Origin of the sequence: Pseudomonas sp. ICBG1301 (assembly GCF_016918385.1) — a bacterium.
GTDB lineage: Bacteria > Pseudomonadota > Gammaproteobacteria > Pseudomonadales > Pseudomonadaceae > Aquipseudomonas > Aquipseudomonas palleroniana.
The window spans coordinates 248,478-270,403 of record NZ_JAEKGB010000007.1 but is presented as its reverse complement, the minus strand read 5'-3'; the positions used below and the strand labels follow the sequence as shown (position 1 = coordinate 270,403).

Annotated in this window: 23 protein-coding genes; 12 read left to right on the top strand and 11 right to left on the bottom strand. The window is 57.3% G+C overall.

Annotation, left to right across the window (positions count from 1 at the left end):
- Positions 1–133: 133 nt before the first annotated feature.
- Entirely contained in the window at positions 134–499 is a 366-nt protein-coding gene (locus JBE38_RS18940; protein ID WP_205344868.1) for a DUF6124 family protein, read from the bottom strand.
- Between the two features lie 555 nt (positions 500–1,054).
- On the opposite strand from JBE38_RS18940, the gene JBE38_RS18935 reads away from it, so the two are divergent.
- The 4 genes from JBE38_RS18935 to dusA all read left to right on the top strand — a co-directional run bounded on the left by JBE38_RS18935 (position 1,055) and on the right by dusA (position 5,258).
- Positions 1,055–1,270 carry a hypothetical protein gene (locus tag JBE38_RS18935; protein ID WP_205344867.1) on the top strand — a complete coding sequence of 72 codons (216 nt, stop codon included), beginning with the start codon at positions 1,055–1,057 and terminating at the stop codon, positions 1,268–1,270.
- A 204-nt stretch (positions 1,271–1,474) separates the two neighbouring features.
- On the top strand, positions 1,475–2,896 hold the full coding sequence (locus tag JBE38_RS18930) for an AAA family ATPase (RefSeq protein WP_205344866.1): 1,422 nt from the start codon (positions 1,475–1,477) through the stop codon (positions 2,894–2,896).
- Between the two features lies 1 nt (position 2,897).
- The gene (locus JBE38_RS18925) at positions 2,898–3,818 is read left to right on the top strand and encodes a DUF4435 domain-containing protein (protein ID WP_205344865.1); all 921 of its coding nucleotides are present in this window, start codon (positions 2,898–2,900) and stop codon (positions 3,816–3,818) included.
- A gap of 453 nt (positions 3,819–4,271) precedes the next feature.
- Positions 4,272–5,258, top strand: a complete 987-nt coding sequence (gene dusA, locus JBE38_RS18920) for a tRNA dihydrouridine(20/20a) synthase DusA (protein WP_205344864.1) — start codon at positions 4,272–4,274, stop codon at positions 5,256–5,258.
- A gap of 109 nt (positions 5,259–5,367) precedes the next feature.
- Here the strand turns inward: dusA and JBE38_RS18915 are convergent, their stop codons facing one another.
- Positions 5,368–6,108, bottom strand: a complete 741-nt coding sequence (locus JBE38_RS18915) for a hypothetical protein (protein WP_205344863.1) — start codon at positions 6,106–6,108, stop codon at positions 5,368–5,370.
- Positions 6,109–6,518: 410 nt separating this feature from the next.
- Here JBE38_RS18915 and tal point away from each other — a divergent pair, with 410 nt between their 5' ends.
- Positions 6,519–7,445, top strand: a complete 927-nt coding sequence (tal, locus tag JBE38_RS18910) for a transaldolase (RefSeq protein WP_205344862.1) — start codon at positions 6,519–6,521, stop codon at positions 7,443–7,445.
- A gap of 197 nt (positions 7,446–7,642) precedes the next feature.
- Here tal and rssC read toward each other — a convergent pair whose 3' ends face one another.
- A complete protein-coding gene (rssC, locus tag JBE38_RS18905; protein WP_010212025.1) occupies positions 7,643–8,125 on the bottom strand; it encodes an anti-sigma factor antagonist RssC in 483 nt (160 codons plus the stop codon).
- Positions 8,125–9,306, bottom strand: a complete 1,182-nt coding sequence (gene rssB / locus JBE38_RS18900) for a two-component system response regulator RssB (RefSeq protein WP_060753168.1) — start codon at positions 9,304–9,306, stop codon at positions 8,125–8,127. Before rssB ends, rssC begins: the two co-directional genes overlap by 1 nt.
- A 276-nt stretch (positions 9,307–9,582) precedes the next feature.
- Here rssB and JBE38_RS18895 point away from each other — a divergent pair, with 276 nt between their 5' ends.
- A complete protein-coding gene (locus tag JBE38_RS18895) occupies positions 9,583–9,879 on the top strand; it encodes a PilZ domain-containing protein (RefSeq protein WP_060753167.1) in 297 nt (98 codons plus the stop codon).
- 62 nt (positions 9,880–9,941) lie between these two features.
- On the opposite strand, the gene JBE38_RS18890 is transcribed toward JBE38_RS18895, so the two are convergent.
- On the bottom strand, positions 9,942–10,580 hold the full coding sequence (locus JBE38_RS18890; protein WP_372241670.1) for an MlaA family lipoprotein: 639 nt from the start codon (positions 10,578–10,580) through the stop codon (positions 9,942–9,944).
- Positions 10,581–10,827: 247 nt separating this feature from the next.
- On the opposite strand from JBE38_RS18890, the gene JBE38_RS18885 reads away from it, so the two are divergent.
- Together JBE38_RS18885 and JBE38_RS18880 are read left to right on the top strand one after the other, a co-directional pair.
- A complete protein-coding gene (locus JBE38_RS18885; protein WP_205344861.1) occupies positions 10,828–11,436 on the top strand; it encodes an HAD family phosphatase in 609 nt (202 codons plus the stop codon).
- Between the two features lie 110 nt (positions 11,437–11,546).
- Positions 11,547–11,813: a DUF4404 family protein gene (locus JBE38_RS18880; RefSeq protein ID WP_060753164.1), complete on the top strand. Its 267-nt coding sequence runs from the start codon at positions 11,547–11,549 to the stop codon at positions 11,811–11,813.
- A gap of 74 nt (positions 11,814–11,887) precedes the next feature.
- Here JBE38_RS18880 and queF read toward each other — a convergent pair whose 3' ends face one another.
- Both queF and copI read right to left on the bottom strand, forming a co-directional pair.
- Positions 11,888–12,718 carry an NADPH-dependent 7-cyano-7-deazaguanine reductase QueF gene (gene queF, locus JBE38_RS18875; protein ID WP_060753163.1) on the bottom strand — a complete coding sequence of 277 codons (831 nt, stop codon included), beginning with the start codon at positions 12,716–12,718 and terminating at the stop codon, positions 11,888–11,890.
- Between the two features lie 69 nt (positions 12,719–12,787).
- Positions 12,788–13,309, bottom strand: coding sequence for a copper-resistant cuproprotein CopI (gene copI / locus JBE38_RS18870; protein WP_205344860.1), 522 nt, complete (start codon positions 13,307–13,309; stop codon positions 12,788–12,790).
- 156 nt (positions 13,310–13,465) lie between these two features.
- Between copI and JBE38_RS18865 the strand changes: the two genes are divergently transcribed.
- Together JBE38_RS18865 and JBE38_RS18860 are read left to right on the top strand one after the other, a co-directional pair.
- Positions 13,466–14,146 (top strand): heavy metal response regulator transcription factor, encoded by a 681-nt coding sequence (locus tag JBE38_RS18865; protein ID WP_090366148.1) that lies wholly within the window; start codon positions 13,466–13,468, stop codon positions 14,144–14,146.
- Positions 14,143–15,489: a heavy metal sensor histidine kinase gene (locus JBE38_RS18860; protein WP_205344859.1), complete on the top strand. Its 1,347-nt coding sequence runs from the start codon at positions 14,143–14,145 to the stop codon at positions 15,487–15,489. Before JBE38_RS18865 ends, JBE38_RS18860 begins: the two co-directional genes overlap by 4 nt.
- 105 nt (positions 15,490–15,594) lie before the next feature.
- Here the strand turns inward: JBE38_RS18860 and JBE38_RS18855 are convergent, their stop codons facing one another.
- Genes JBE38_RS18855 through JBE38_RS18845 form a run of 3 tightly spaced genes read right to left on the bottom strand, consistent with a single transcriptional unit; the run spans position 15,595 to position 18,839 of the window.
- Positions 15,595–16,839: a lipoprotein-releasing ABC transporter permease subunit gene (locus JBE38_RS18855; protein WP_205344858.1), complete on the bottom strand. Its 1,245-nt coding sequence runs from the start codon at positions 16,837–16,839 to the stop codon at positions 15,595–15,597.
- 58 nt (positions 16,840–16,897) lie between these two features.
- On the bottom strand, positions 16,898–17,581 hold the full coding sequence (gene lolD / locus JBE38_RS18850; RefSeq protein ID WP_162843511.1) for a lipoprotein-releasing ABC transporter ATP-binding protein LolD: 684 nt from the start codon (positions 17,579–17,581) through the stop codon (positions 16,898–16,900).
- Positions 17,582–17,588: 7 nt separating this feature from the next.
- A complete protein-coding gene (locus tag JBE38_RS18845) occupies positions 17,589–18,839 on the bottom strand; it encodes a lipoprotein-releasing ABC transporter permease subunit (protein ID WP_205344857.1) in 1,251 nt (416 codons plus the stop codon).
- 94 nt (positions 18,840–18,933) lie between these two features.
- Between JBE38_RS18845 and JBE38_RS18840 the strand changes: the two genes are divergently transcribed.
- Complete coding sequence (locus JBE38_RS18840; RefSeq protein WP_205344856.1) at positions 18,934–19,518, top strand: PilZ domain-containing protein; 585 nt, start codon at positions 18,934–18,936, stop codon at positions 19,516–19,518.
- A 43-nt stretch (positions 19,519–19,561) separates the two neighbouring features.
- Entirely contained in the window at positions 19,562–20,284 is a 723-nt protein-coding gene (locus JBE38_RS18835; RefSeq protein ID WP_060753155.1) for a glycerophosphodiester phosphodiesterase, read from the top strand.
- 42 nt (positions 20,285–20,326) lie between these two features.
- Here the strand turns inward: JBE38_RS18835 and sthA are convergent, their stop codons facing one another.
- Positions 20,327–21,721: a Si-specific NAD(P)(+) transhydrogenase gene (gene sthA / locus JBE38_RS18830; protein WP_060753154.1), complete on the bottom strand. Its 1,395-nt coding sequence runs from the start codon at positions 21,719–21,721 to the stop codon at positions 20,327–20,329.
- Positions 21,722–21,926 lie beyond the last annotated feature (205 nt).

Sequence of the window (21,926 nt, the reverse complement as noted above, 5' to 3'; positions counted from 1 at the left end):
ATCTAGAGGTCGTGTTTTCAGTTGAGGCTCAGGGTACATCTTGAAGAGGCGTAGGCCTCAAAGACACAGGAAATAATGAAGTGGCAACACGGGTACAGGCTGCCGCCTTACGGTAAGGCGGCGGGAGGAGTTGTCAGGCGTTAGCCTTGCTGGCGGCAGGGGCGGCTTGCTCCTGGGCTCGGTCGACAAGCAACACGCTCAGGTCGATAAGTTGCTGGATGCCCAAGACGATGGCGCGGTGGGGGTCTTCGAGGTCGAACGCCAAGGTGGCGGCCATTTGGTTGGCGGATTCGAGGTTTTCGGAGGCGTTGGCCAAGAGGGTTTCGGTGTCGATGTTGGGGCTGACGAGGAATAGGTTGCCGGGTGGTTGATCGGTGGGCGCTACGTCGTCGGAAGCCGGCAAATAATGATGAATTGCTCGTTGAGCCGCTGCATGAAGCTTGGCGTCATTGGGTGCAGCGTCTGAAGCATACGGCGGATTAGGCGTGACCTTGTACATGGCGAAGCTCCTTTAGAATGTCAGGAACTGCCAATCTCACTTCCACATGAGGGTGGCAGCTGTACGCAGGTGTGGAAGACCAGGGCTAAAGGACCCGGCGCACCGAAGTGCCCCGCGCACAGCCGCCGTAAGCAATCATACAGACGTAAAAAAACGCCGGTAGGTGTTTATGGGCGATTGAACGACTTCAGCTTGGTCGGACTTCCACATCCGGCCGCTGGATTGGCAGCGGCTGGAGGAGGTTAGCTAGGGGTGGTCTGAGGGGCAAGCTGAGAAAATTGTGGGAAATTTCCTAGGCTATTTTGGACTGGCCACTAGATCATGCCGTACTCCGATGATGGATTGGACGCTTTAACTCTCTTACCCCCCGAAAATAAAAAGGACCTGAAGGCAGCAGGAAAATCTTGGTACCACATTCGTACCATGTCTTTTCTCCAGCTATATTTCTTCACATCCGCCCATTTTCTATAGCAGAAATTAAGCAACCGGATTCGGCTCCAATTCCGAGCACTGTCGCTGCTATGCTTGAGTTCTTATCAAAAGGAATCGGTAACCGTGCCAAGCGAATACGCACTAGTTGTTGTGCAGGAAAGGATCTATCAGAATCAACTGGCCCTAGAAGCAGCCATCATGGAGCTGACATCGTGGGTTGAAACCCAGGGCAGATCTGAAGTGGGAGGAAACGTCCACGGTGCACTGGAAGCCATCGGTGAAAATGCAGGGTTTATTCACCAGGGCGTGGCTCGCCTCAAGAGACTAGATATCAGATAGCCGAAGATTATCAAAGCCGCCCCCACCCGCTGGGTGGCAGTAATCTGCCAAAAGCTGCCGTCAGCTCAGGCAGCGCTTGGTGAAAAGATGGATAACTTGTATATCCTAAAATAGGATGTATTAGATCGCCGCCCCAAAAAAAACTCAAAGGGCAAGCAATCGAATATATATTAATCGAACACAACAAAAGCAATGGAGGATAGAATGCAGAAGCCCACCAGGTTCGAAATTAAAGGCTTATTTGGCACGCGTGATATAGATATTCCAATCGAATCAAATGCTCTTATTTTAGTTGGTCCAAACGGAATTGGAAAAAGCTGCGTTACGAATATATTCTATTTTTTTATATCAAGGCAATGGGCCAGACTTGCGGAATACGACTTTAAAGAGGTAGCAGTTTGGTTCGGACCTGATGAGGTCCGAGCGGCGCGCGCTGATATCAGTGGCTTATCGCACCTGGAAAAAGTCATCCGCAACTTTAATCCTTCCTCTCGCATATCGTCGTACATGGAAAAGTTACGCGAAAACGGCCTACTAGACGAGTTTGTTTCAGCACGAATGACTAGTAAGTCAAGGGACAAGTTTGCTAATGCTTTGTCAATGCCAGTGGACGAAGTCAGACATCTACAAATGTCAATTCTTCGTCGTTTTTCGTCTTTTGGGGAAGAAGGGGATATGTTCCCAACCCCTCGGAGCGATGTAGAAAAGCAGTTAATACAAAAAATGCCTGGACGGACTCTGTTTCTGCCTACATACAGAAGAATCGAAAAGGATCTTAGAGATATTTTTCCCGACTTAGAAGAGCGTGTAAAATCATCCTCTCATGGTTCTTCTCCAGCAAAGTTTGCTCGATCCGCCAATCACTATGTCGACCTTGTTAGCTTTGGAATGGAAGATGTGCGAGCTAATATTGATTCTAGAACGCGATTCCTTCGAGATTATTCGCTTGCACAGTTCAACGATCTTTCAGGGCTCTACTTGAGAGATGTCATTAAAGGAACAGCCGACCAATACTCACCATCGCAAATTGCCAGCCTTGACGAGGACTCTTTGGCGATAATACTCGGCCGAGTAAGCGAACAAGTTTTGTCGGCAGAAGAGAAAAGTCTTCTAAGATCAAAAATCCTCGACATGAAGGGAAAAAAACGAGATGAAATGGAGGTCAACGATCTCTATCTGGCCCACTACTTTAGTCGTTTGATGAGTGCTAGCGCTGATATTTCTTCGCAAGAAACTGAAATAATATCATTTGTTGAAGTATGCAACGCATATCTAAAACCAGGCAAACAACTAGTTTACGACGATACGAAATTTACTGTTGAAATCATTGATGATAGTGGCCGCCCTATTGACTTAAGCGTACTTTCGTCCGGCGAAAAGCAAGTTGTATCTCTGTTTTCCCATCTATACCTCGATGACGCTGAGGATCAGATTGTCATCATTGACGAGCCAGAATTGTCTCTGTCCGTGCCTTGGCAAAAAAGATTTCTAACAGACATATTGAAATCGACGCGCTGCGGGTTCATTTTTTCGGTCACACACAGTCCATTCATTTATCAGAATGAGCTTAGACCATCTGCGATTGATTTGCGTCTTAAGACTTCGACTTCTAATGAGGCCGAGTGAGATGGACGACTATGCAGCCTATCTTGCTGAAGAGGCTAAGTCTGATATTGCAGCATTGCATCAATTCAGAATTCTATATGAGCCCGCTCAAGAATCCTACCACTTCTTCTTTGAAGGTGAGGAGGATAGTCTTTTCTTTATGCCTGAAGCAAGGCGACACATACTGAATAATGTTGCATATATATATGACTGCGGCGGCAAACGCAACGTCATTCAAGTCAGGGACGACATCAAAGCCAATGGTTACAATGTTGATACATGTCTTTTTTTTGTGGATAGAGATTATGATGACTTTCTGGGAACTCAAGTAACTTTAGATGAAAACACTTACATAACAGATCAGTACTCCGTAGAAAACGATATTTCCACTATAGTAGCGGCCCGAATTCTTATGGCGGATGTACTACGCATATCCCAAGCCGACCCCGATTTTGCCAAGATTGAAGCTACTTTTACGGATGCTTACCGAGCATTCCATCTTGAGGTTCGCGCCTTAATAGGGTGGATATTGGCTGCAAAAGAAGAAAAGTGCTCACCAAATTTACGCAATACTACGGGCTTGAAAAATATTGTCACCTTAGTAGGCGTTAAGCCTGAGCTAACTAAAAATGGATTTATCGAATTCAAAAGAAAAGTAGTCGTTAATGGTAAACTACCGTCTATACCGGCAATACTTAGGTGGACTCGTCGCCTAGATCTAGGAACCGCAGGCCTTTGGATTCGTGGAAAGTACGATATATGGTTTTTTCATTCAATCATACTTGCCGCATTAGAGGAAGTTAACCTGCGTCGTAAAGCAGCGGGTGGTCGTGCAATTTCGATTCCAGCATCTCTCCGTGAGGGGCGGTTTTTTGAGGTTCTGGGGGCGCGCGTCCCTGTGCCGACTTCACTACAAGCATTTTATGCAACTAAATTTAGTTAAAACACTTAAGGGATGGCAGTCTTTTTGAACGGACGTCTGAATTTATTTCAACCTCATCTTTGGCCAACTCTATTGTAGCAGCCGGCCAAAAAGGGCATCTTGCAACGGGCTGCTTTGGGTCGATTTTGATCGCTCGAACAGCCCACTATTGGCTTTGCTTACAGTCATATACCTCCTTAGGAGCTTTCCCAAGCTGATAACTAGGGTTCGATTCCCTTCCCCCGCTCCAATATTTTCAAGCCTTCCAGCGGTATCAAGTCGACGCGACACAGAGCTGGTGACAGTTACTGGGGATATCGGGGTTAGACCACGAATACCTGACACAATGGCAGGCTTCTGATCCTCGATGAGGCTAAGTGCAATGCAGCTAGAAGCCACTCACCTACCTACCCAACACCCACGATGCATCCCTGATAAACTGCGCCCCATTCGCCTCGCTGACTCAGATCCCCCATGCCCCTACAAATCGCCCCCCTCTCACGCCGCTTCTCCGTCGCCCCCATGATGGACTGGACCGACCGCCACTGTCGCTACTTCCTGCGCCTGCTCTCCAAGCACGCCCTGCTCTACACCGAGATGGTCACCACCGGGGCGATCCTCCACGGCGATCATGAGCGCTTTTTGCGTCACGACGAAGCCGAGCACCCGCTTGCCCTCCAGTTGGGCGGCAGCGTCCCGGCCGATCTGGCGGCGTGCGCGCGCATGGCTGAGGCGGCCGGTTACGATGAGGTGAACTTGAACGTCGGTTGCCCTAGCGACCGCGTTCAGAACAACATGATTGGCGCGATCCTGATGGCGCATCCGGCGTTGGTGGCCGAGTGTGTCAAGGCGATGCGCGATGCGGTGTCGATTCCGGTGACGGTGAAACATCGTATCGGGATCAATGGGCGCGACAGTTATGCCCAGTTGTGTGATTTCGTCGGGACGGTGAGGGATGCGGGCTGCACCAGTTTTACGGTGCATGCGCGGATTGCGATTCTGGAGGGGTTGTCACCCAAGGAGAACCGCGACATTCCGCCGTTGCGCTATGACGTGGCGGCGCAGTTGAAGCGGGACTTCCCGGAGCTGGAGATCAATCTCAACGGCGGCATCAAGACACTGGAGCAGTGCCGGGAGCATTTGCAGACGTTTGATGGGGTGATGCTGGGGCGCGAGGCCTATCACAATCCGTATTTGCTGGCCGAGGTGGATCAGCAGTTGTTTGGCAGTGAGGCGCCGGTGATCAGCCGGGCCGAGGCGCTGGCGCAGTTGCGGCCTTATATTGCTGAGCATTTGGCCAGTGGCGGGACGATGCATCATATTACGCGGCATGTGCTGGGGTTGGGCACCGGGTTCCCGGGGGCGCGCAAGTTCAGGCAGTTGTTGTCGGTGGATATTCATAAGGCGGCTGACCCGCTGGCTTTGTTGGATCAGGCTGGGGAGTTGCTGGAAGGGCGGTGAGTGTCAGTTGGGGATTGGATGGTTGAGTTGCGCCATCGGGAGCAAGCCCCCTCCCACACTGTGCAAGGGCTCGGCTTCAGCTGCGGGCCCTTGCTATAGCGTTAAACTTTTACGGCACTGTTCCGTTGGGTACAGTTATCCATTTTCCGGTATTGCGGTCATATCGCTTCCAATCACTCTCCGTTCTAAGTTTTCGATATAGCGTATTGAATGTCGTACCGCCCAGAATTTGGACTTGAACTTCACCGCCTGCGGTTTTGCAGTTAACCAGCCCTAGAATGGGCGAGTCTGGATTCACTTGGAGTGCATACACCGCTTCTCCAAAGGTTCCGGTGGTGGCGTAGTCCAGTGCAAAACTTACAAACTGGCTTTGCGGGGTGTCGCTCGATTGCAGTGCGAGCAGTCGCATTGTCGTGTAGGTGGCACTGCTAAAACCCGGCTGGTGAAGGTCCGGTCCGTCAATTGCCCAATACTCCTTGGGCGTCCCCCCTCGCTTGACGAACTTCTCCAGGTCATTCTGGGCCTTGGCGTAGATCACGCCCTCCTTGAGCTTCTGGACATGCCAGTTGTTGGTGTCTGCGTTTTCATACGCGCGATACACCCAGGTGGCAGGCGCCGTCACTCTGGAATCGGTGATCTTGCCTCCGTAGGTCGAGGTCAGTTCATTTTCCTTTTCAAGGGTGCGGCTCCCTATCGGTTTACCGGCCTTGGCAGTGTCGATGATTGCGCGCATTTCCTGGGTATCGTAACAACCGGCACTGAGTGCCTGCTGCACCGTTACCTCGGCAAATGCTGCGGTGGAACATATAAAACCCATGGCAGCGAATAGCGTTGATATATTCCGTTTCATTACATCTCTCCTTTGTTTCGCAACTAACTAACAAACAGGTTTAATGAACAGGCACACGCACTTCGCCGCTAACGGTGATATCACAAGAATTTTTATCGGCTTACTTTGGCGTTTGCCAGTCAGGTATAGCACAGGTAGAAAAAGCAACAATCAACGTCAATAAAAATAAAGTTTTCACAACTTCAAAACATGCATATTCCCCATAGCAATAGCTTAATGACAAGGGAGCGACTCACATAAAATCCAGTTGAACCTCCCCTCGATTTTGGCCTCCTATTGAGCAGCAGAGCCGAGGATTCAAACGGCTGTTTTCAGGTTATCGCCCTCGCAAACGCTCGAACGCGTTTGCGCCCTTGAGCGCCTGCCGGTGCTCGGGTAATGTCATCAGACCCATAGGACAGAGCACGCCCATGACTTCCAAGCTGGAACAACTCAAGCAATTCACCACTGTCGTTGCCGATACCGGCGATTTTTCGACACTCGCCAAGCTCAAGCCACAGGACGCCACCACCAACCCTTCCCTGCTGCTCAAGGCCGCATCGATTCAAGGCTATTCCACGCTGCTGGACGCATGCGTGAAGGACTGTAACGGCGATGTGGGCTTGGCCAGCGACCGTTTTGCGGTGGCCGTGGGCCAAGAGATTCTCAAAGTCGTGCCGGGCCGTATTTCCACCGAGGTGGATGCGCGCCTGTCGTTCGACGAAGACGCCATTCTCAAGCGTGCGCACCGCCTGATCGACCTGTATGAAAAAGCCGGTGTTGGTCGTGACCGTGTACTGATCAAGATCGCCTCCACCTGGGAAGGCATCCGCGCGGCGGAAAAGCTGGAAAAAGAAGGCATCCAGACCAACCTGACCCTGCTGTTCTCCTTCGCCCAGGCCGTGGCCTGTGCCGAAGCCGGGGTATTCCTGATTTCACCGTTCGTGGGCCGTATCTACGACTGGTACAAGAAGGCCACCGGCAACGAATACACCGGCGCGGATGATCCGGGCGTACAGTCGGTGACGCGCATCTACAACTACTACAAGGCCAATGGCTATAAGACGGTAGTGATGGGTGCGAGCTTCCGTAACCTGAGCCAGATCGAGGAGTTGGCGGGGTGTGATCGCCTGACCATCAGCCCGGATCTGCTGGAGAAGCTGGCGGCCGATACCGGCAAGCTTGAGCGCAAGCTGTCGCCGGGGCATTCCGGTGAGGCACGTATCCATATGGACGAAAAGGCGTTCCGCTGGGCATCCAACGAAGACGCCATGGCGACTGAGAAGCTGGCGGAAGGTATTCGCCAGTTTGCTCGCGACCAGGAGAAGCTGGAAGCGTTGTTGTCGGCCAAGCTGTAAGACAGACGGCAGCAAAAAGGGCGGCACCTGTGAGGGTGCCGCCCTTTTTTGTGTTCGCCAATCTCAAACCGACCTCAGTCCAACGGTGGGAGGGGGCTTGCTCCCGATGGCGGTGGGTCAGTTATGAATTCAGTGGCTGACACACTGCAATCGGGAGCAAGCCCCCTCCCACATTTGGATAGGGTTTCAACTGGCGATCAGTGACGTTCGAGGGCGTTGACGAGGTCGTGGAAGGCTTCGCGGTTGGACTCGTTCAAGCCCATCAGGATCTTGTGTGCTTCGAGCACCTTGACCCGTACGATTTCTTCGGACTGGTCTTGCGAAGGCAAGTCGGTCAGGCACTCAGGGCACGGGATCGGGCGGTCAACGATGTTGAACACCTGGTCGAAGCCCATGGACTGCAGCAGACGGGTGATGTCTTCGTGGGTGGTGACCACCGTCGGCAACAGGCCGACCTTCTGCCGAGACAGAATGGACAACTTGGCCAACAGGCCCAGGGTGGTGCTATCGATGCTGCGGGTTTCGGTCAGATCGATCACGATCGCCGAGAAGTTCAGCGCTGTGAAGATCCGCTCAATCGTCGCATCCAGCGCCGAACACAAGGTCAGGCGCACTTCACCGACAAATTTCAGGACGAATGTCCCGTCTTGCTCGGCGAATTGGATTCTTCCGGTACTCATCAAAGATTCCTGCTCAACACCAATAGGGCGATATCATCCGGCATCTCCCCTAGCGTGGCCAATCCAAACACTTGCCGCAGGCCATCCAGGCTGCCGCCCGCCGACTTGACCTTTTGGGGCAAGGCGGCTTCTTTCTCCTTGAGTGTAGGCTCTGGAAGCAGGTCCAGGATACCGTCGGACATCAGCGTGAGACTGAAGGTCGGCGGCAGTTCCAGGATGTGGTCTTCGTAGGTGGCTTCGTTGAACAAGCCTACGGGCAGACCACGCCCTTCCAGGTAACGCACACTGTCGGGAGTGTATAAAACAGGCATCGGCAGGTGACCGCCAATACTGTAGGTCAGAAGACCGGTTTCTTCATCAATCACGCCGCCGACCATCGTCACGTGCTTGCCCAGCTTGCAGCTGATCAGGCCTCGGTTGATGTGGCCCAGCACCTCGGAGGGGGTGAACTCCGGCAAGGTGCCATTGCGCTTGGATTCAAACAACAACCGCGTGGTCATGAACTTCAACAATACGGTGACAAAAGCCGATGAAGCGCCATGGCCGGAAACGTCGGCCAGGTAGAACGCCACACGTCGCTCATCCACACGGAAGTAGTCGACAAAATCACCCGACAGGTACAACGACGGGATGATCTGATGGGCGAACTTGAACTCGTCGATGGTCCACGGGCTGACCGGCAGCATGTTCATCTGCACCTGGCGACCGGCGTTCTGGTCTTCCTGAAGCAGGTTGAGGCTGGCCTCGAGCTCGCGGTTGGCGGTTTCGAGCTTTTCGCGGTAGCGCTGGTTCTCGACCAGCAGGCGTGCACGGTCCAGCGCGCGGCGCACCGAGTGCTCCAGCACGGCGAGGTCTTCCAGGGGCTTGATCAGGTAATCGGCGGCGCCCAGGCGCAAGGCCTCCACGGCATCGTTCATCACGCCGGCACCGGACACGACAATCACCGGCGTCTGCGGCGCAAGCTCGGTCACCTGGCGGATCAGCTCAAGGCCACCCATCTGGGGCATGCGCAGGTCGCAGATCACGAGGTCGGGCTTGTCGCGCTCGAACACCTGGAGACCCTGTTGGCCGTTACCGGCCTGCAGGACGCTGAAGCCACTGTCTTCCAAATAGGCCGCGAGGCTCGCGCGCACTACTTCGTCGTCATCGATTATCAGCAGCGTGGCACTGGTTTTTTGCATGTGGGCAAACGGCGCCAGAATTAGGTTGGCGTAGGTGGCTCGACAATGGCCGGGCTCACGTACTGGATTCGCTTTCTAGCCTCTCTGTCCTACAAAGCATAGGCAACTAGCCCACGCACAACTGTAATGCAGAGGTGCCCTTCTAAGGCGCAGACGGTACTCCCATCCGTCAGGGGTTTCAAGCTCATGCCGATGGTCGCCGGGCGTCTTTACACCGCAAATCACCGGGAGTTATAAGAACAGCCAACACCACAACACAAAGTAAGGATGGAACCCATGAGCGAACACGAGCGCGACTACGCCGAAAAACGCGATTTCATCCGCATGCGGGTGGATGCCGATGTGTCGTTGATCCACGCCGGGCAGGAGATTGCCGGGGTATGCCTGGACCTTTCCAGCTCCGGTATGCAGGTGCAGGCCCCTCGCCAGTTCAACGTGGGTGACCAACTGACGGTGCGTATCGACTCAGAGCACGCGGCCCTCAAGGGCCTGGAGGCGGACACCGAGGTGGTATGGACCAAGGCCATGGGGGAGGAGCAGCATTTGGGCCTCAGAATCTTGAAAATGCGCTGAATACCGCTCATAAAAAAGGCGACCACTGAGGGTCGCCTTTTTCCATTTCAAAATGTCACGACTTAAAAGTCGTCGACGACCTTGCCATCCTTGACCTTGAACTCGCGGTTCTGCAGGTAAGCGTTACGGATGAAGGTGTATTTATCGCCGGTGATCAACTTCTCGCTGTCGAGCAAGCTGGCACGGGTATCAACCACGTTCAGGCCGAAGGTGCTGTTGCGCCAGCCGATATCGTTCATGTAGCGATACGGTTGGGTGTAGGTGTCCACGTACTTGGACGGCGCATCACGCAAGGTGCTCGGACCCAGCAACGGCAGCATCACGTAAGGGCCGCTGCCCACGCCCCAGTAGCCGAGGGTCTGGCCGAAGTCTTCGTCGTTACGGTGCAGCCCCATTTTGGTGCCGACATCAATAAAGCCCAGCACACCGAACGTGGTGTTCACCAGCAGGCGCGCGGTGTCGACACCGGCCGCATGCGGTTTGAGCTGCAACACGTCGTTGGCAAAGTTGCCCACGTCGCCGATGTTGCGGAAGAAGTTATGGACGCCCGTCTGCACAAACTGCGGGGTGACAAACTGATAACCCTGGGCCAATGGCTTGAGTGCGTAGGTATCAACGGTGTCGTTGAAGGTGAAGATTGGGCGGTTGACGCTTTCCCATGGATCGTCTTCGGACGCAGCCTGGGCGGCGAATGGGGCCATTAAAATAGTGGCACACACAGATAGCTGAGCGAAATATTGGCTCCAGCGCATAGCTTTGGCTCCTTGAATAGTCTGTCATGGGCGCTATGCCCTGAAGAAGATCGTCAGTATATGACGGAAGTATCAATTTAGGCAGCTAGTAGGAAATGTCATATGGAAAACGAACAAAATTCCTACAATCTCCTGTCAGTGTCATCTGCTTGTCATCGCGTCTCGCTAGCGTCACAGCTATTTCAGGGATGTCGAAATGCCTCACGCCGAAATTGCCGTCGCCAGCGCCCCCGCCTTGACTGCTGTCCTATTCGGCCTGAGTGGCTGCCTGGTGGATTTCGGTTCCCAGGCACGCTCCGATTCGCACTCTCTCGACTCACAGGCCACCCCGGGCGCCCTGAAGATCCTGCGCAGCCTCAAGGATCAGGGCGTGCCTTGCGCCTGGCTGGATGAGCTGCCCCCGGCAGTGACCCAGCCACTGGCTACTGGATTGCCCAATTGGTTGAAGGCAACACCTCCCTCCTCCATCCGCTGGCCTGCGCCGCATGCGTGCTGGCAAGCCTTGATGGAACTCAACATCGAACGCCTGGATGGCTGCGTATTGGTCAGCGGTGAACCACGCCTGCTGCAATCGGGGCTCAATGCCGGGCTGTGGACCATCGGCTTGGCCTCCTGTGGCTCACTCTGCGGCTTGGCGCCCGAGCCATGGCAGGCTCTTACCGAGCAACAGCGCGAGCACAAGCGCGCCAAAGCCACGGTGGCGCTGTATGGGCTGGGCGTGCACTCGGTGATCGATCACCTGGGCGAACTCGGCACTTGCCTGGCAGACATCGGCCGGCGCCGGCTCAAAGGCGAAAAGCCCTGATCGAGATCATGCACAGTCGGCGCCGGTGGATTAATCTACAGGTCAGCCCGTAGACCTTTCTCGGCGTGCCGCGGTCTATGCCAGTGCCTATCGATAAAAGGAAAAAAGTCATGCCTGATCGCAAAAAACTGGAAGAACAGGTCGAAATCCTGCGCGGGCAACTGGAACAGGAACCGCCGCTGTCGCTGGAAAAACGTGAAGCACTGGAAGAGCTGATTGCCCGGTTCGAAGTGCAGCTTGAATTGGAACCGGCGACTCAGACCCCCAGCATTGCTGACGATGTAAACCGGGCGTTGGAGGGTTTTGAACTGGATCATCCAGGCATTGCCGGGACACTGCGCAATATCGTGATCACCTTGGGCAACATCGGGATCTGATCTCCCCGTCAGCCAAGCGCAGATCCAATGTGAGAGGGGCAAACTCCCCTCTCACACTTGAACCTGGGTACAGGCTACTGACGAGCCAGGCGCACGTTCTGGAACGTCACATTCTCGGTGCTGCGATACGGGTTGATATCCAACCCGCCACGGCGCACATACCGCGCATACACCGTCAATTTCTCCGGCTTGAGCAGGCGCTGCAGGTCCAGGAAGATGCGTTCCACACACTGCTCATGGAAGTCCGAGTGCTGGCGAAAGCTCACGATGTATTCCAGCAGGCTGGCGTGATCCAGCGCCGCCCCCCGGTACTCCACCACTACGCTGCCCCAATCGGGCTGGCTGGTGACCGGGCAATTGGATTTGAGCAAGTGGCTGTGCACGCTCTCTTCGACGATGCGCAAATCGTCGCAGCGCAGCAATTCGGGGCGCGGATGCTCGTAGTTGCTGACACTGATATCCAAGCCGTCGATACACACGCCCGGTAAGGCCATCACGCCCTCGGCCTCGATCTCGGCCAGGCTGCGGATGCGTACCGTCACCGGCTTGCCGGCGGCGGCGCTGAGGTCATTGCGCAGCGTCGCTTCCAGGCCCTGGATGTCGGCAAAGGCGGTCTGGTTCAGCGAGTTGAGGTACAGCTTGAAGGACTTGGACTCGATGATGTTCGGCGAGTCGGCCGGGATGCTGAACTCACCGATGGCCACCACCGGCTTGCCCGACGGCAACAGCCAGGACAATTCGAAGCAGTTCCAGAAATCCACGCCCTTGTAAGGCAGGGTCTCGGCACTCAGGCCAAGCTCGGCCCATTTGGCGGCACGAGGGATCGGAAACAGCAACGACGGCGTGTAAGTGGAGATGTATTCACTGGACTTGCCCAGCGGCGAATGTTCGGCTGCGGGATGCATGGCGGAAACCTGGCTAAATAAACCGCGCCAGTCTATCAGCCTTTGCTCCCGCGCCTAAACGGCACCGGATCAATCGACGTTGAGCTTGCCGACCATACCCGCCTGGTAGTGCCCGGGAAGGTTGCAGGCAAACTCCAGGCCGGTGGCTTTACTGAACGTCCAAGTCAACTCGGCGGTTTTACCCGGCTCGACCAGCACGCTGTTGGGATCATCATGCTGCATGCCGGCCCCGTCACCATGCCCCATGGCACTGTGGTCCATCTTGCCCATGCCGGTAGCGGTGAGCATGCCGCTGGCCTGCATCTGTAACATTTCCTTCTGGTGCTCGGCATGCATCGTCGCATCGCCCAGGTTGAACTCGTGGAGCAACCGGCCTTTGTTGACGAGTACAAAACGCACCGTCTCACCGGCTTTTACGTCCAGTGACTTGGGCGCAAACGAAATGTCCTGCAGGACAACTTCCACAGTACGCGTGGCTTTGCTCGCCGGCGCCGGCTGGCCAAATGCGAAGGTGTGGGCTGCATCGGCAGCCACATCGAAACTCAACGCCAACAAGCAACCCGCCAGGATCAGGGGTGTACGCAACGCCATGGTTCTTCTCCAAAAATGTGTGACTCGCTTGACCCGCACTCTAAGATTACGCCGCTGCCAGCTACCTGACTGCTAGATTACAACTTTGTCAGGTTGCGCCCTTCCCCCGGCGCCCACGGTATAAAGCCCGTCGAGCCCCGTTGCCAAGAGCTGCCCATGAAACTGCTGATCGTCGAAGACCAACCCAAGACCGGCCAATACCTGCGCCAGGGCCTGGCCGAAGCTGGGTTTACCACCGAGCTGGTGGCTGACGGCACCACAGGCCAGCACCTGGCACTGACCGGTGACTACGACTTGCTGATCCTCGATGTGATGCTGCCGGGCCGCGACGGCTGGCAAATCCTGCAAGCGGTGCGCAGCGCCGGCCTGGAGCTCCCAGTGTTGTTCCTGACCGCCCGCGATGCCGTGGAAGACCGCGTGCACGGCCTGGAACTGGGGGCCGACGACTATCTGGTCAAACCTTTCGCGTTTTCCGAACTGCTGGCCCGCGTACGCAGCCTGTTGCGCCGTGGCAGCAGCACCCCGCAGGAAACGGCACTGCAACTGGCTGACCTGCGCCTGGACTTGATCCGCCGCCGTGTCGAACGGGACGGCCAGCGTATCGACCTGACCGCCAAGGAATTCGCCCTGCTCGAACTGTTGCTGCGGCGCCAGGGCGAAGTGCTGCCCAAGACCTTGATCGCCTCCCAAGTGTGGGACATGAACTTCGACAGCGATACCAACATCATCGAAGTGGCCATCCGCCGGCTGCGCCTGAAAGTCGACGATCACTACGCCAACAAACTGATCCACACCGTGCGCGGCATGGGTTATGTGCTGGAGGAACGCGCCAATTGATCAAGCGTTTATCCCTGGCCAGCCGCCTGGCACTGTTGTTTGCCGCCTGCACGGCGGTGGTCTCGTTGCTGGCCGGCGTGCTGTTCAACCGTGCCAGCGAAGCGCACTTCCTTGAGCTGGACCAACAACAGCTCGACAACAAGCTGCTGGCCTTGCGTGCGACCTTGCAGGGTGTCGACTCGCCGCAGTCGTTCGCCCAACGCGAAGCACAACTGCGCGCCGAACTCCTTCACCAGCAGGACATGACGCTGCGCATCAGCGCCGCCGGCCAGCGCTGGCTGGACAACGCGCCCAGCATTAGCCTGCCCGAGGCCCCCGGCCTGCACAGCCTGCAAAGTGCCGGCACCGAGTACCGGGTGTATAACGCGCCCCTGAGAGCAGGCCAGCCCGACTCGCCGCAACTGACCCTGATACTCGACATCACCCACCACCAGCACTTCCTGCAACGCATGCAACACCTGATCTGGCTCACCGTCGGGCTATCAGCCCTGGCTACCGCCCTGCTCGGCGCCTGGGCGGCACGCAGTGGGTTACGGCCATTGCGGCGCATGGGGGAAGTGGCCGCCGGCGTGTCCGCGCACTCGCTGACCCAGCGGCTGCCCCAGGAACAAATGCCGGTGGAACTGGCCGAACTGGCGCAGGCTTTCAACGCCATGCTTGGCCGCCTGGATGATGCCTTCCAACGCCTGTCGGCGTTCTCCGCCGACATCGCCCATGAACTGCGCACGCCCCTGTCCAACCTGTTGACCCAGACCCAGGTCATCCTTACCCAACCGCGCCCGCTCGAGGACTATCGGGAGGCCCTGCACAGCAATCTGGAAGAGCTGCAATGGATGGCGCAGTTGGTGAATGACATGTTGTACCTGGCCAAGGCGGATCACGGTTTGCTGGTACCCAAGCGGGAAGCGTTGGCGTTGGCGGATGAAGTGGATGCGTTACTGGAGTTCTTCACCTTGCTGGCCGAAGACGCACAGATCAGCCTGGTTCGCGAGGGGACGGCCCAGACGACGGGCGATCGTGGGATGCTGCGCCGGGCACTGTCGAACCTGCTGGATAACGCGCTGCGCTTTACGCCTGCCGGGGGCGAAGTGCGTGTGCACCTGCAGAACGGGGTGAGGCTTTGCGTGGAAAACACCGGTAAAGGTATTCCAGCGGCAGTGCTGCCGAGGTTGTTTGACCGGTTCTATCGGGCCGACCCGGCGCGCCGTGAAGGCAGTAGCGAGCATGCGGGGCTGGGACTGGCGATTACCCAGTCGATTGTACGGGCACATGGGGGGAGGATTTTCTGTGAATCCGAGGCGGGATGGACGCGGTTTGTGATTGAGTTGCCCGCCGGGATTTGATGCAAGATGGGCCGGCGCTATCGGGAGCAAGCCCCCTCCCACATTTGGATGTATTCAAAAATCAAAATGTGGGAGGGGGCTTGCTCCCGATAGCGGTCTCGAACCCTACGAATATCTCAGCGCATGCGCCGGCTCGATCTTCGCCGCCCGATAAGCCGGGTACAACGTCGCCAAAAAGCTCAGCACAAATCCGGCCGTGCAAATCAGCAACACATCACCGCCCTGCAGCTCCGAGGGCAGGTTGCTGACAAAATACACATCCGAGCTGAAGATATGCTGCCCGGTCACCCGCTCCAGCCAGCCCACCAGTTCACTCACGTTCAATGCCGCGATCACGCCGAGCACGCCACCGATCAAGGTGCCGACGATGCCGATCACCGTGCCCTGCACCATGAAGATCGCCATGATCTGGCGCGGCGTGGCACCGATGGTGCGCAGGATCGCGATATCCGCGCCCTTGTCGTTCACGACCATGATCAGGGTGGCGATGATGTTGAACGCAGCGACGGCGACGATCATCAGCAACAGCAGGCCGATCATGGTCTTTTCCATCTTCATCGCGCTGAACAGGCTGCCCTGGGTGTGGGTCCAGTCATCGGCCTTGTAGGCGGCGCCCAGGCTGGCGGCAATATCCGCCGAGACCTTGGGCGCTGTGTACAGGTCTTTCACCGCCAGGCGCACGCTTTGCACCTGGTTCGGCTGCCAATGCTGTATCTCTGCCGCGTCAGCCATGTGGATCAAGGCCATGGAGCCATCCAGCTCGGCGCCGACCTTGAAGATACCGACCACGTTCAAACGCTGCATGCGCGGCGTGATGCCCCCCGGTGCAGTGCTGACTTCCGGCACGATCAGGGTCAGCTTGTCACCCACGTTCAGGCGAAAGCGCCGTGCGGTGATTTCGCCTACCACCACACCGAACTCGCCTGGCTTGAGGTCATCCAGTTTGCCGCGCACGATGTGCTGGGCCACGATGGATACCTTGCCTTCCTGGGCCGGGTCGACGCCGCTGATCTCGATCGGCTGCATCGCACCTTTGTAGGAGAACATGCCGTCCATCTGCGTGAACGGCACGGCCGCCGTGACTTCAGGGTTCTTCATGGCGGCCGCAGCCACCGGCTGCCAGTCATTGATCGGGTTCACGCCGACGATGGTGGCGTGGGGCACCATGCCGAGGATGCGCGAACTCATTTCGCGCTGGAAGCCGTTCATCACCGACAGCACCACGATCATCGCCAATACGCCCAGGGCGAGACCGATCATCGAGGTCATCGAGATAAACGAAACAAAACGGTTGCGGCGCTTGGCGCGGGTATAGCGCGTGCCGATGAAAATCGATAACGGTCTGAACATTCGCGGGCACCGTTGAAAAAATGGAAAACCCGACGTCCGGCGCCGGGCTTGAAACGGGTCAGATGGCGACCAGATGACCTTCCTGCAAGTGCAACACGCGATCCATCTGGCGGGCCATGCTCATGTCATGGGTGACCACCAGGAACGCGGTGCGCATCTGGGTACTCAGTTCCAGCATCAAGTCCTTGATGCCCTGGGCCGTGTGGGTATCGAGGTTGCCGGTAGGCTCATCCAGCATCACCAACCCGGGGTTGTTGACCAGGGCACGGGCAATCGCCACGCGCTGGCGTTCACCGCCGGACAGCTCGGCCGGTTTGTGCTCCAGGCGATGCCCCAGGCCGACACGTTCCAGCAGCGCTTTTGCGCGCTGGCGCGCTTCCGGGATGGCGGTCTTGCCGATCAGCAGCGGCATGCACACGTTTTCCAGGGCGGTGAATTCCGGCAACAGGTGGTGGAACTGGTACACAAAACCGAGCGAACGGTTGCGCAGTTGGCCACGAGCCTTCTCGCCCAGCGCCGACAATTCTTCACCGGCCAGCCAGACGCTGCCCGCCGACGGCGTATCCAGGCCGCCCAACAGGTTGAGCAAGGTACTTTTGCCGGAACCGGAACTGCCGACGATCGCCACGCGCTCGCCAGGATGGAGTTCCAGTTGCAGGTTGGACAGCACCACCACCGACTCCGGGCCTTCCTCGTAGGATTTGCCCAGGTTGCGGCAGCTCAGGATTGCTTTTTCACTCATGCCCGATTCACTCATAACGTAAGGCCTGTGCTGGCTGGGTACGTGCCGCGCGCCAGGCTGGATACAGGGTGGCAAGGAAACTCAAGACCAACGCGGCACCGCCGACCATCAACACGTCCTGGGCCTGAACCTGGGACGGCAGGTAGTCGATGAAGTAGACGTCGGCGTTGAGGAACTTGTGGCCGATAACTTTTTCCAGCGCAGCGATGGCGGCGCTGACATTCAGCGCGGCGAGAATGCCGACAGCGGTGCCGATCAACGTGCCGACCACGCCGATCACGGTGCCCTGCACCATGAAGATCGCCATGATCTGCCCCGGCGTGGCGCCGAGGGTACGCAGGATCGCGATGTCACCTTTCTTGTCATTCACCACCATCACCAGTGTGGAAATGATGTTGAAGGCCGCTACGGCGACGATCAGCAGCAACAGCAGGCCGATCATGGCTTTTTCCATGCGAATGGCCTGGTAGAGGTTGCCGTGGGTGCGGGTCCAGTCGCGTGCGTAGTACTGGCTGTCGCCCAAGTGCTGGGCGATTTCCCACGACGCGCGCGGTGCATCGAACAGGTCGTTGAACTTCAGCCGCAGCCCCTGCACCTGATCCGGCTGCCAACGGTGCAGGCGGGCCAGGTCGGTGAGGTTGGTCAGGCCGAGGTAGCCGTCGATTTCGCCGGCGCCCACGTGGAAGGTGCCGACCACAGTAAAGCGCTTCATGCGCGGGAACATGCCCGCCGGGGTCACGGTGACTTCCGGCGCGACGAAGGTCAGCTTGTCGCCCACCCCCACACCGAGCTTGGCCGCAGCCTTGTCGCCGATCACGATGCCGAAGCTGCCGGGCTCCAGGTCGTCGAGTTTGCCTTGCAGCATGAACTTATCGATGATCGAGACCTTGCGCTCCTCGGCCGGGTCGATGGCATTGAGCAGGATCTTCTGCACCTTGCCGTCGTTGGTCAGCAACCCCTGCATCTGGGTAAAGGGCGCCACGGCCACTACCTTGGGGTTCTGGTTGACCTTGTCGGCCAGGCTTTGCCAGTCGCTGATGGGCGAATCGGCCTCGATGGTCGCGTGGGGCACCATGCCCAGCACGCGGGTGCGCATCTCATGATCGAAGCCGTTCATGACCGACAGCACCACGATCATCACGACCACGCCCAAGGCGAGCCCGATCATCGAGGTCAAGGAAATGAACGACACAAAATGATTGCGGCGCTTTGCACGGGTATAACGCGTGCCAATGAATACGAAGAGAGGTCTGAACATGTCGGGGCTTGTTCGGAGGAAAAGAAGACGTCCCGGTGGCGGGGTCTGGTAAGCAGCTTTACACTCTGACCATTACCGTTACCTGGGGTTCGCCATGTCGACATTAGATGAAGAAGAGCGCCGCGAATACTACCGTATCGACGACATGATCGCACTCCAAATCAAATGCCTGTCCGCCCCCGAAGCCGCGAGCAAGGAAGTGTTGCAGGATGATTCGCCGCTGTTCAATCTGCTCAGCGAGCTGCACCTCAGTGAATTCGAAGCCCAACACCTGTTACGCCAGCTCAGTGAGAAGGATCGCACCCTCGCCGCGTTCCTGCGCGTGCAGAACAAACGCCTGGACCTGCTCAGCCAGGTCATGGCCCGCGGCCTGCTCGATGAGGTCGGCGCACCGCAGCCGGTGATCATTTCCGAAGGGGGCATCGACTTCCAACACCCCACCCCGCTGGCCACCGGCGCTCACCTTGCCGTCAAGCTGGTGCTCATGCCCCAGGCCCTTGGCCTGCTGCTGCGTGCGCGGGTAACCCATTGTGACCCCAAGGGCGGTGGTTTTGACGTGGGCACCGAATTCGAAGCCATGACCGATGCCCAACGCCAATTGCTGGCGCGCTACATCCTGCAGAAACAAGCACAGGAACGCCGCTTGGCGCGGGAAAAGAGCGACGCCCCAGACACCTGATTCATCTTTACCCGGCCAGCAGACCTGGCATTAAGGAGCAATTGTGACCCTGATCTACGGCCATCGCGGTGCCAAAGGCGAAGCACCGGAAAACACCCTGACCAGCTTTCAGGAGTGCCTCAAGCACGGTGTACGCCGTTGCGAACTGGATCTGCACCTGTCCATGGACGGCGAGTTGATGGTCATCCACGACCCGACCCTCAAGCGCACCACCGACCGGCGCGGCAAAGTCGTCGAGTATTCGGCGGCCGACCTTGTGAAGATGGACGCACGCAAAGGCGGCCCGGGCTGGGTCAAGCCGTGCCCGATTCCCCGCCTGGAAGAACTGTTCGAACAGTGCGACTTCGATCACTGGCAACTGGAAGTCAAAAGCGCTTCACGCACCCGCGCCGCCACCACCGTGCTGGCGATTCGGGAAATGGCCGTACGCTTTGGCCTGATGGACAAGGTCACCGTGACCTCAAGCTCGCGGGAAGTGTTGAAGGCGGCGCTGGAACTGACCCCGGACCTGTCACGCGGCCTGGTTGCCGAGTATGCCTGGCTCGACCCGCTGAAAATCGCGCAGAACTATGGCTGTGAGATCCTGGCGTTGAACTGGACGTTGTGCACCCCTGAGCGCCTGGAAAAAGCCCAGCGTCAGGGCCTGCACGTGTCCGTGTGGACAGTCAACGAACCTGCGCTGATGCGCAGGCTCGCCGACTTCGGCGTAGATAGCCTGATTACAGACTTTCCCGGTTTGGCCACTGCCACCCTCGAGAATTACTGAAATCGGTCTCCCCGGCCGGCTCAGGCCACCGGCCGGAGCCGCTCAAAAAAGCCGGTTGAGGCCGTCGTAGGCCGCTACCCGATAGGCTTCGGCCATGGTCGGGTAGTTGAAGGTGGTGTTGACGAAATACTTGAGGGTATTTTGCTCACCCGGCTGGTTCATGATGGCCTGGCCGATGTGTACGATCTCCGACGCCTGGTAGCCGAAGCAATGCACGCCGAGGACTTCGAGGGTTTCGCGATGGAACAGGATCTTCAGCATGCCTTGCGGCTCGCCGGCGATCTGCGCACGCGCCATGCTCTTGAAGAACGCCTTGCCCACTTCATAAGGCACCTTGGCCTTGGTCAGTTCGTGCTCGTTCTTGCCGATCGAGCTGATCTCCGGAATGGTGTAGATCCCGGTCGGCACGTCGTTCACATAGCGCCAGCTGCCATTGTCGACGATGCTGCCCGCCGCCGAACGGCCTTGGTCATGCGCCGCGCTGGCCAGGCTTGGCCAGCCGATCACGTCACCCGCGCCGTAGATGTTCGGCACGCAGGTGCGGTAATTCTCGTCCACCTCGATCTGGCCACGGCTGTTGACCTTGACCCCGATGTTTTCCATGCCCAGCTTGTCGGTGTTGCCGGTACGGCCGTTGCACCACAACAAGGCGTCGGCCTTGATCTTCTTGCCGGACTTGAGGTGCAGGATCACACCATTGTCCAGGCCCTCGACCCGCTCATACTCTTCGTTATGGCGCACGGTGATGTTGTTGTTGCTGAAGTGGTAGCTCAACGCCTGGGAAATTTCCGAGTCGAGGAAGCTCAGCAACTGGTCGCGGTTGTCCACCAATTCCACCAACACGCCCAGGCCGCTGAAGATCGAGGCGTATTCACAGCCGATCACGCCGGCGCCGTAGATGATCAGTTTGCGCGGGGTGTGGCCCAGGCTGAGGATGGTGTCGCTATCGTAGATACGCGCGTGGTTGAAATCGATATCGGCCGGGCGATACGGGCGCGAACCGGTGGCGATGATGATGTGCTTGGCCACCAGCTTCTCGACCACACCATTGGAGCACACCACTTCAACGGTTTGCTCGTCGGCGAAACTGCCGGTGCCGAAGAACAGGTCGACACGGTTACGGGCGTAGTAACCGGTGCGCGACGCCACCTGCTTGGCGATGACTTTCTCGGCACTTTTCAACACGTCCGGGAACGAGAACCAGCGCGGCTCACCAATGGCCCGGAACATCGGGTTGGTGTTGAACTGCATGATCTGGCGCACCGAGTGACGCAAAGCCTTGGACGGGATGGTGCCCAGGTGGGTGCAGTTACCGCCGACCTGGCGACGGCTATCGACCATCGCCACCTTGCGCCCTGCCTTCGCAGCGTTCATCGCCGCACCTTCTCCAGCCGGGCCGGAACCCAGTACCACCACGTCGTAGTTGTAGACAGCCATGCGTACTCCTCAGAACAGGCCAGGCGCACGGTTGGACGCCTGGCTAAATCATGCCGCGGCCAGCGGTCATGAAGGACAATTCGGCTCAAGTGTGTGAACCGGGGCACAGTCTATATAAGGCTCAACGCCGCGCACATTAACCCTTGGTCGCGTCATAGGCCAGTATTGACTTAACGACAGATCCAGGAAATTGCAATAACTGCGA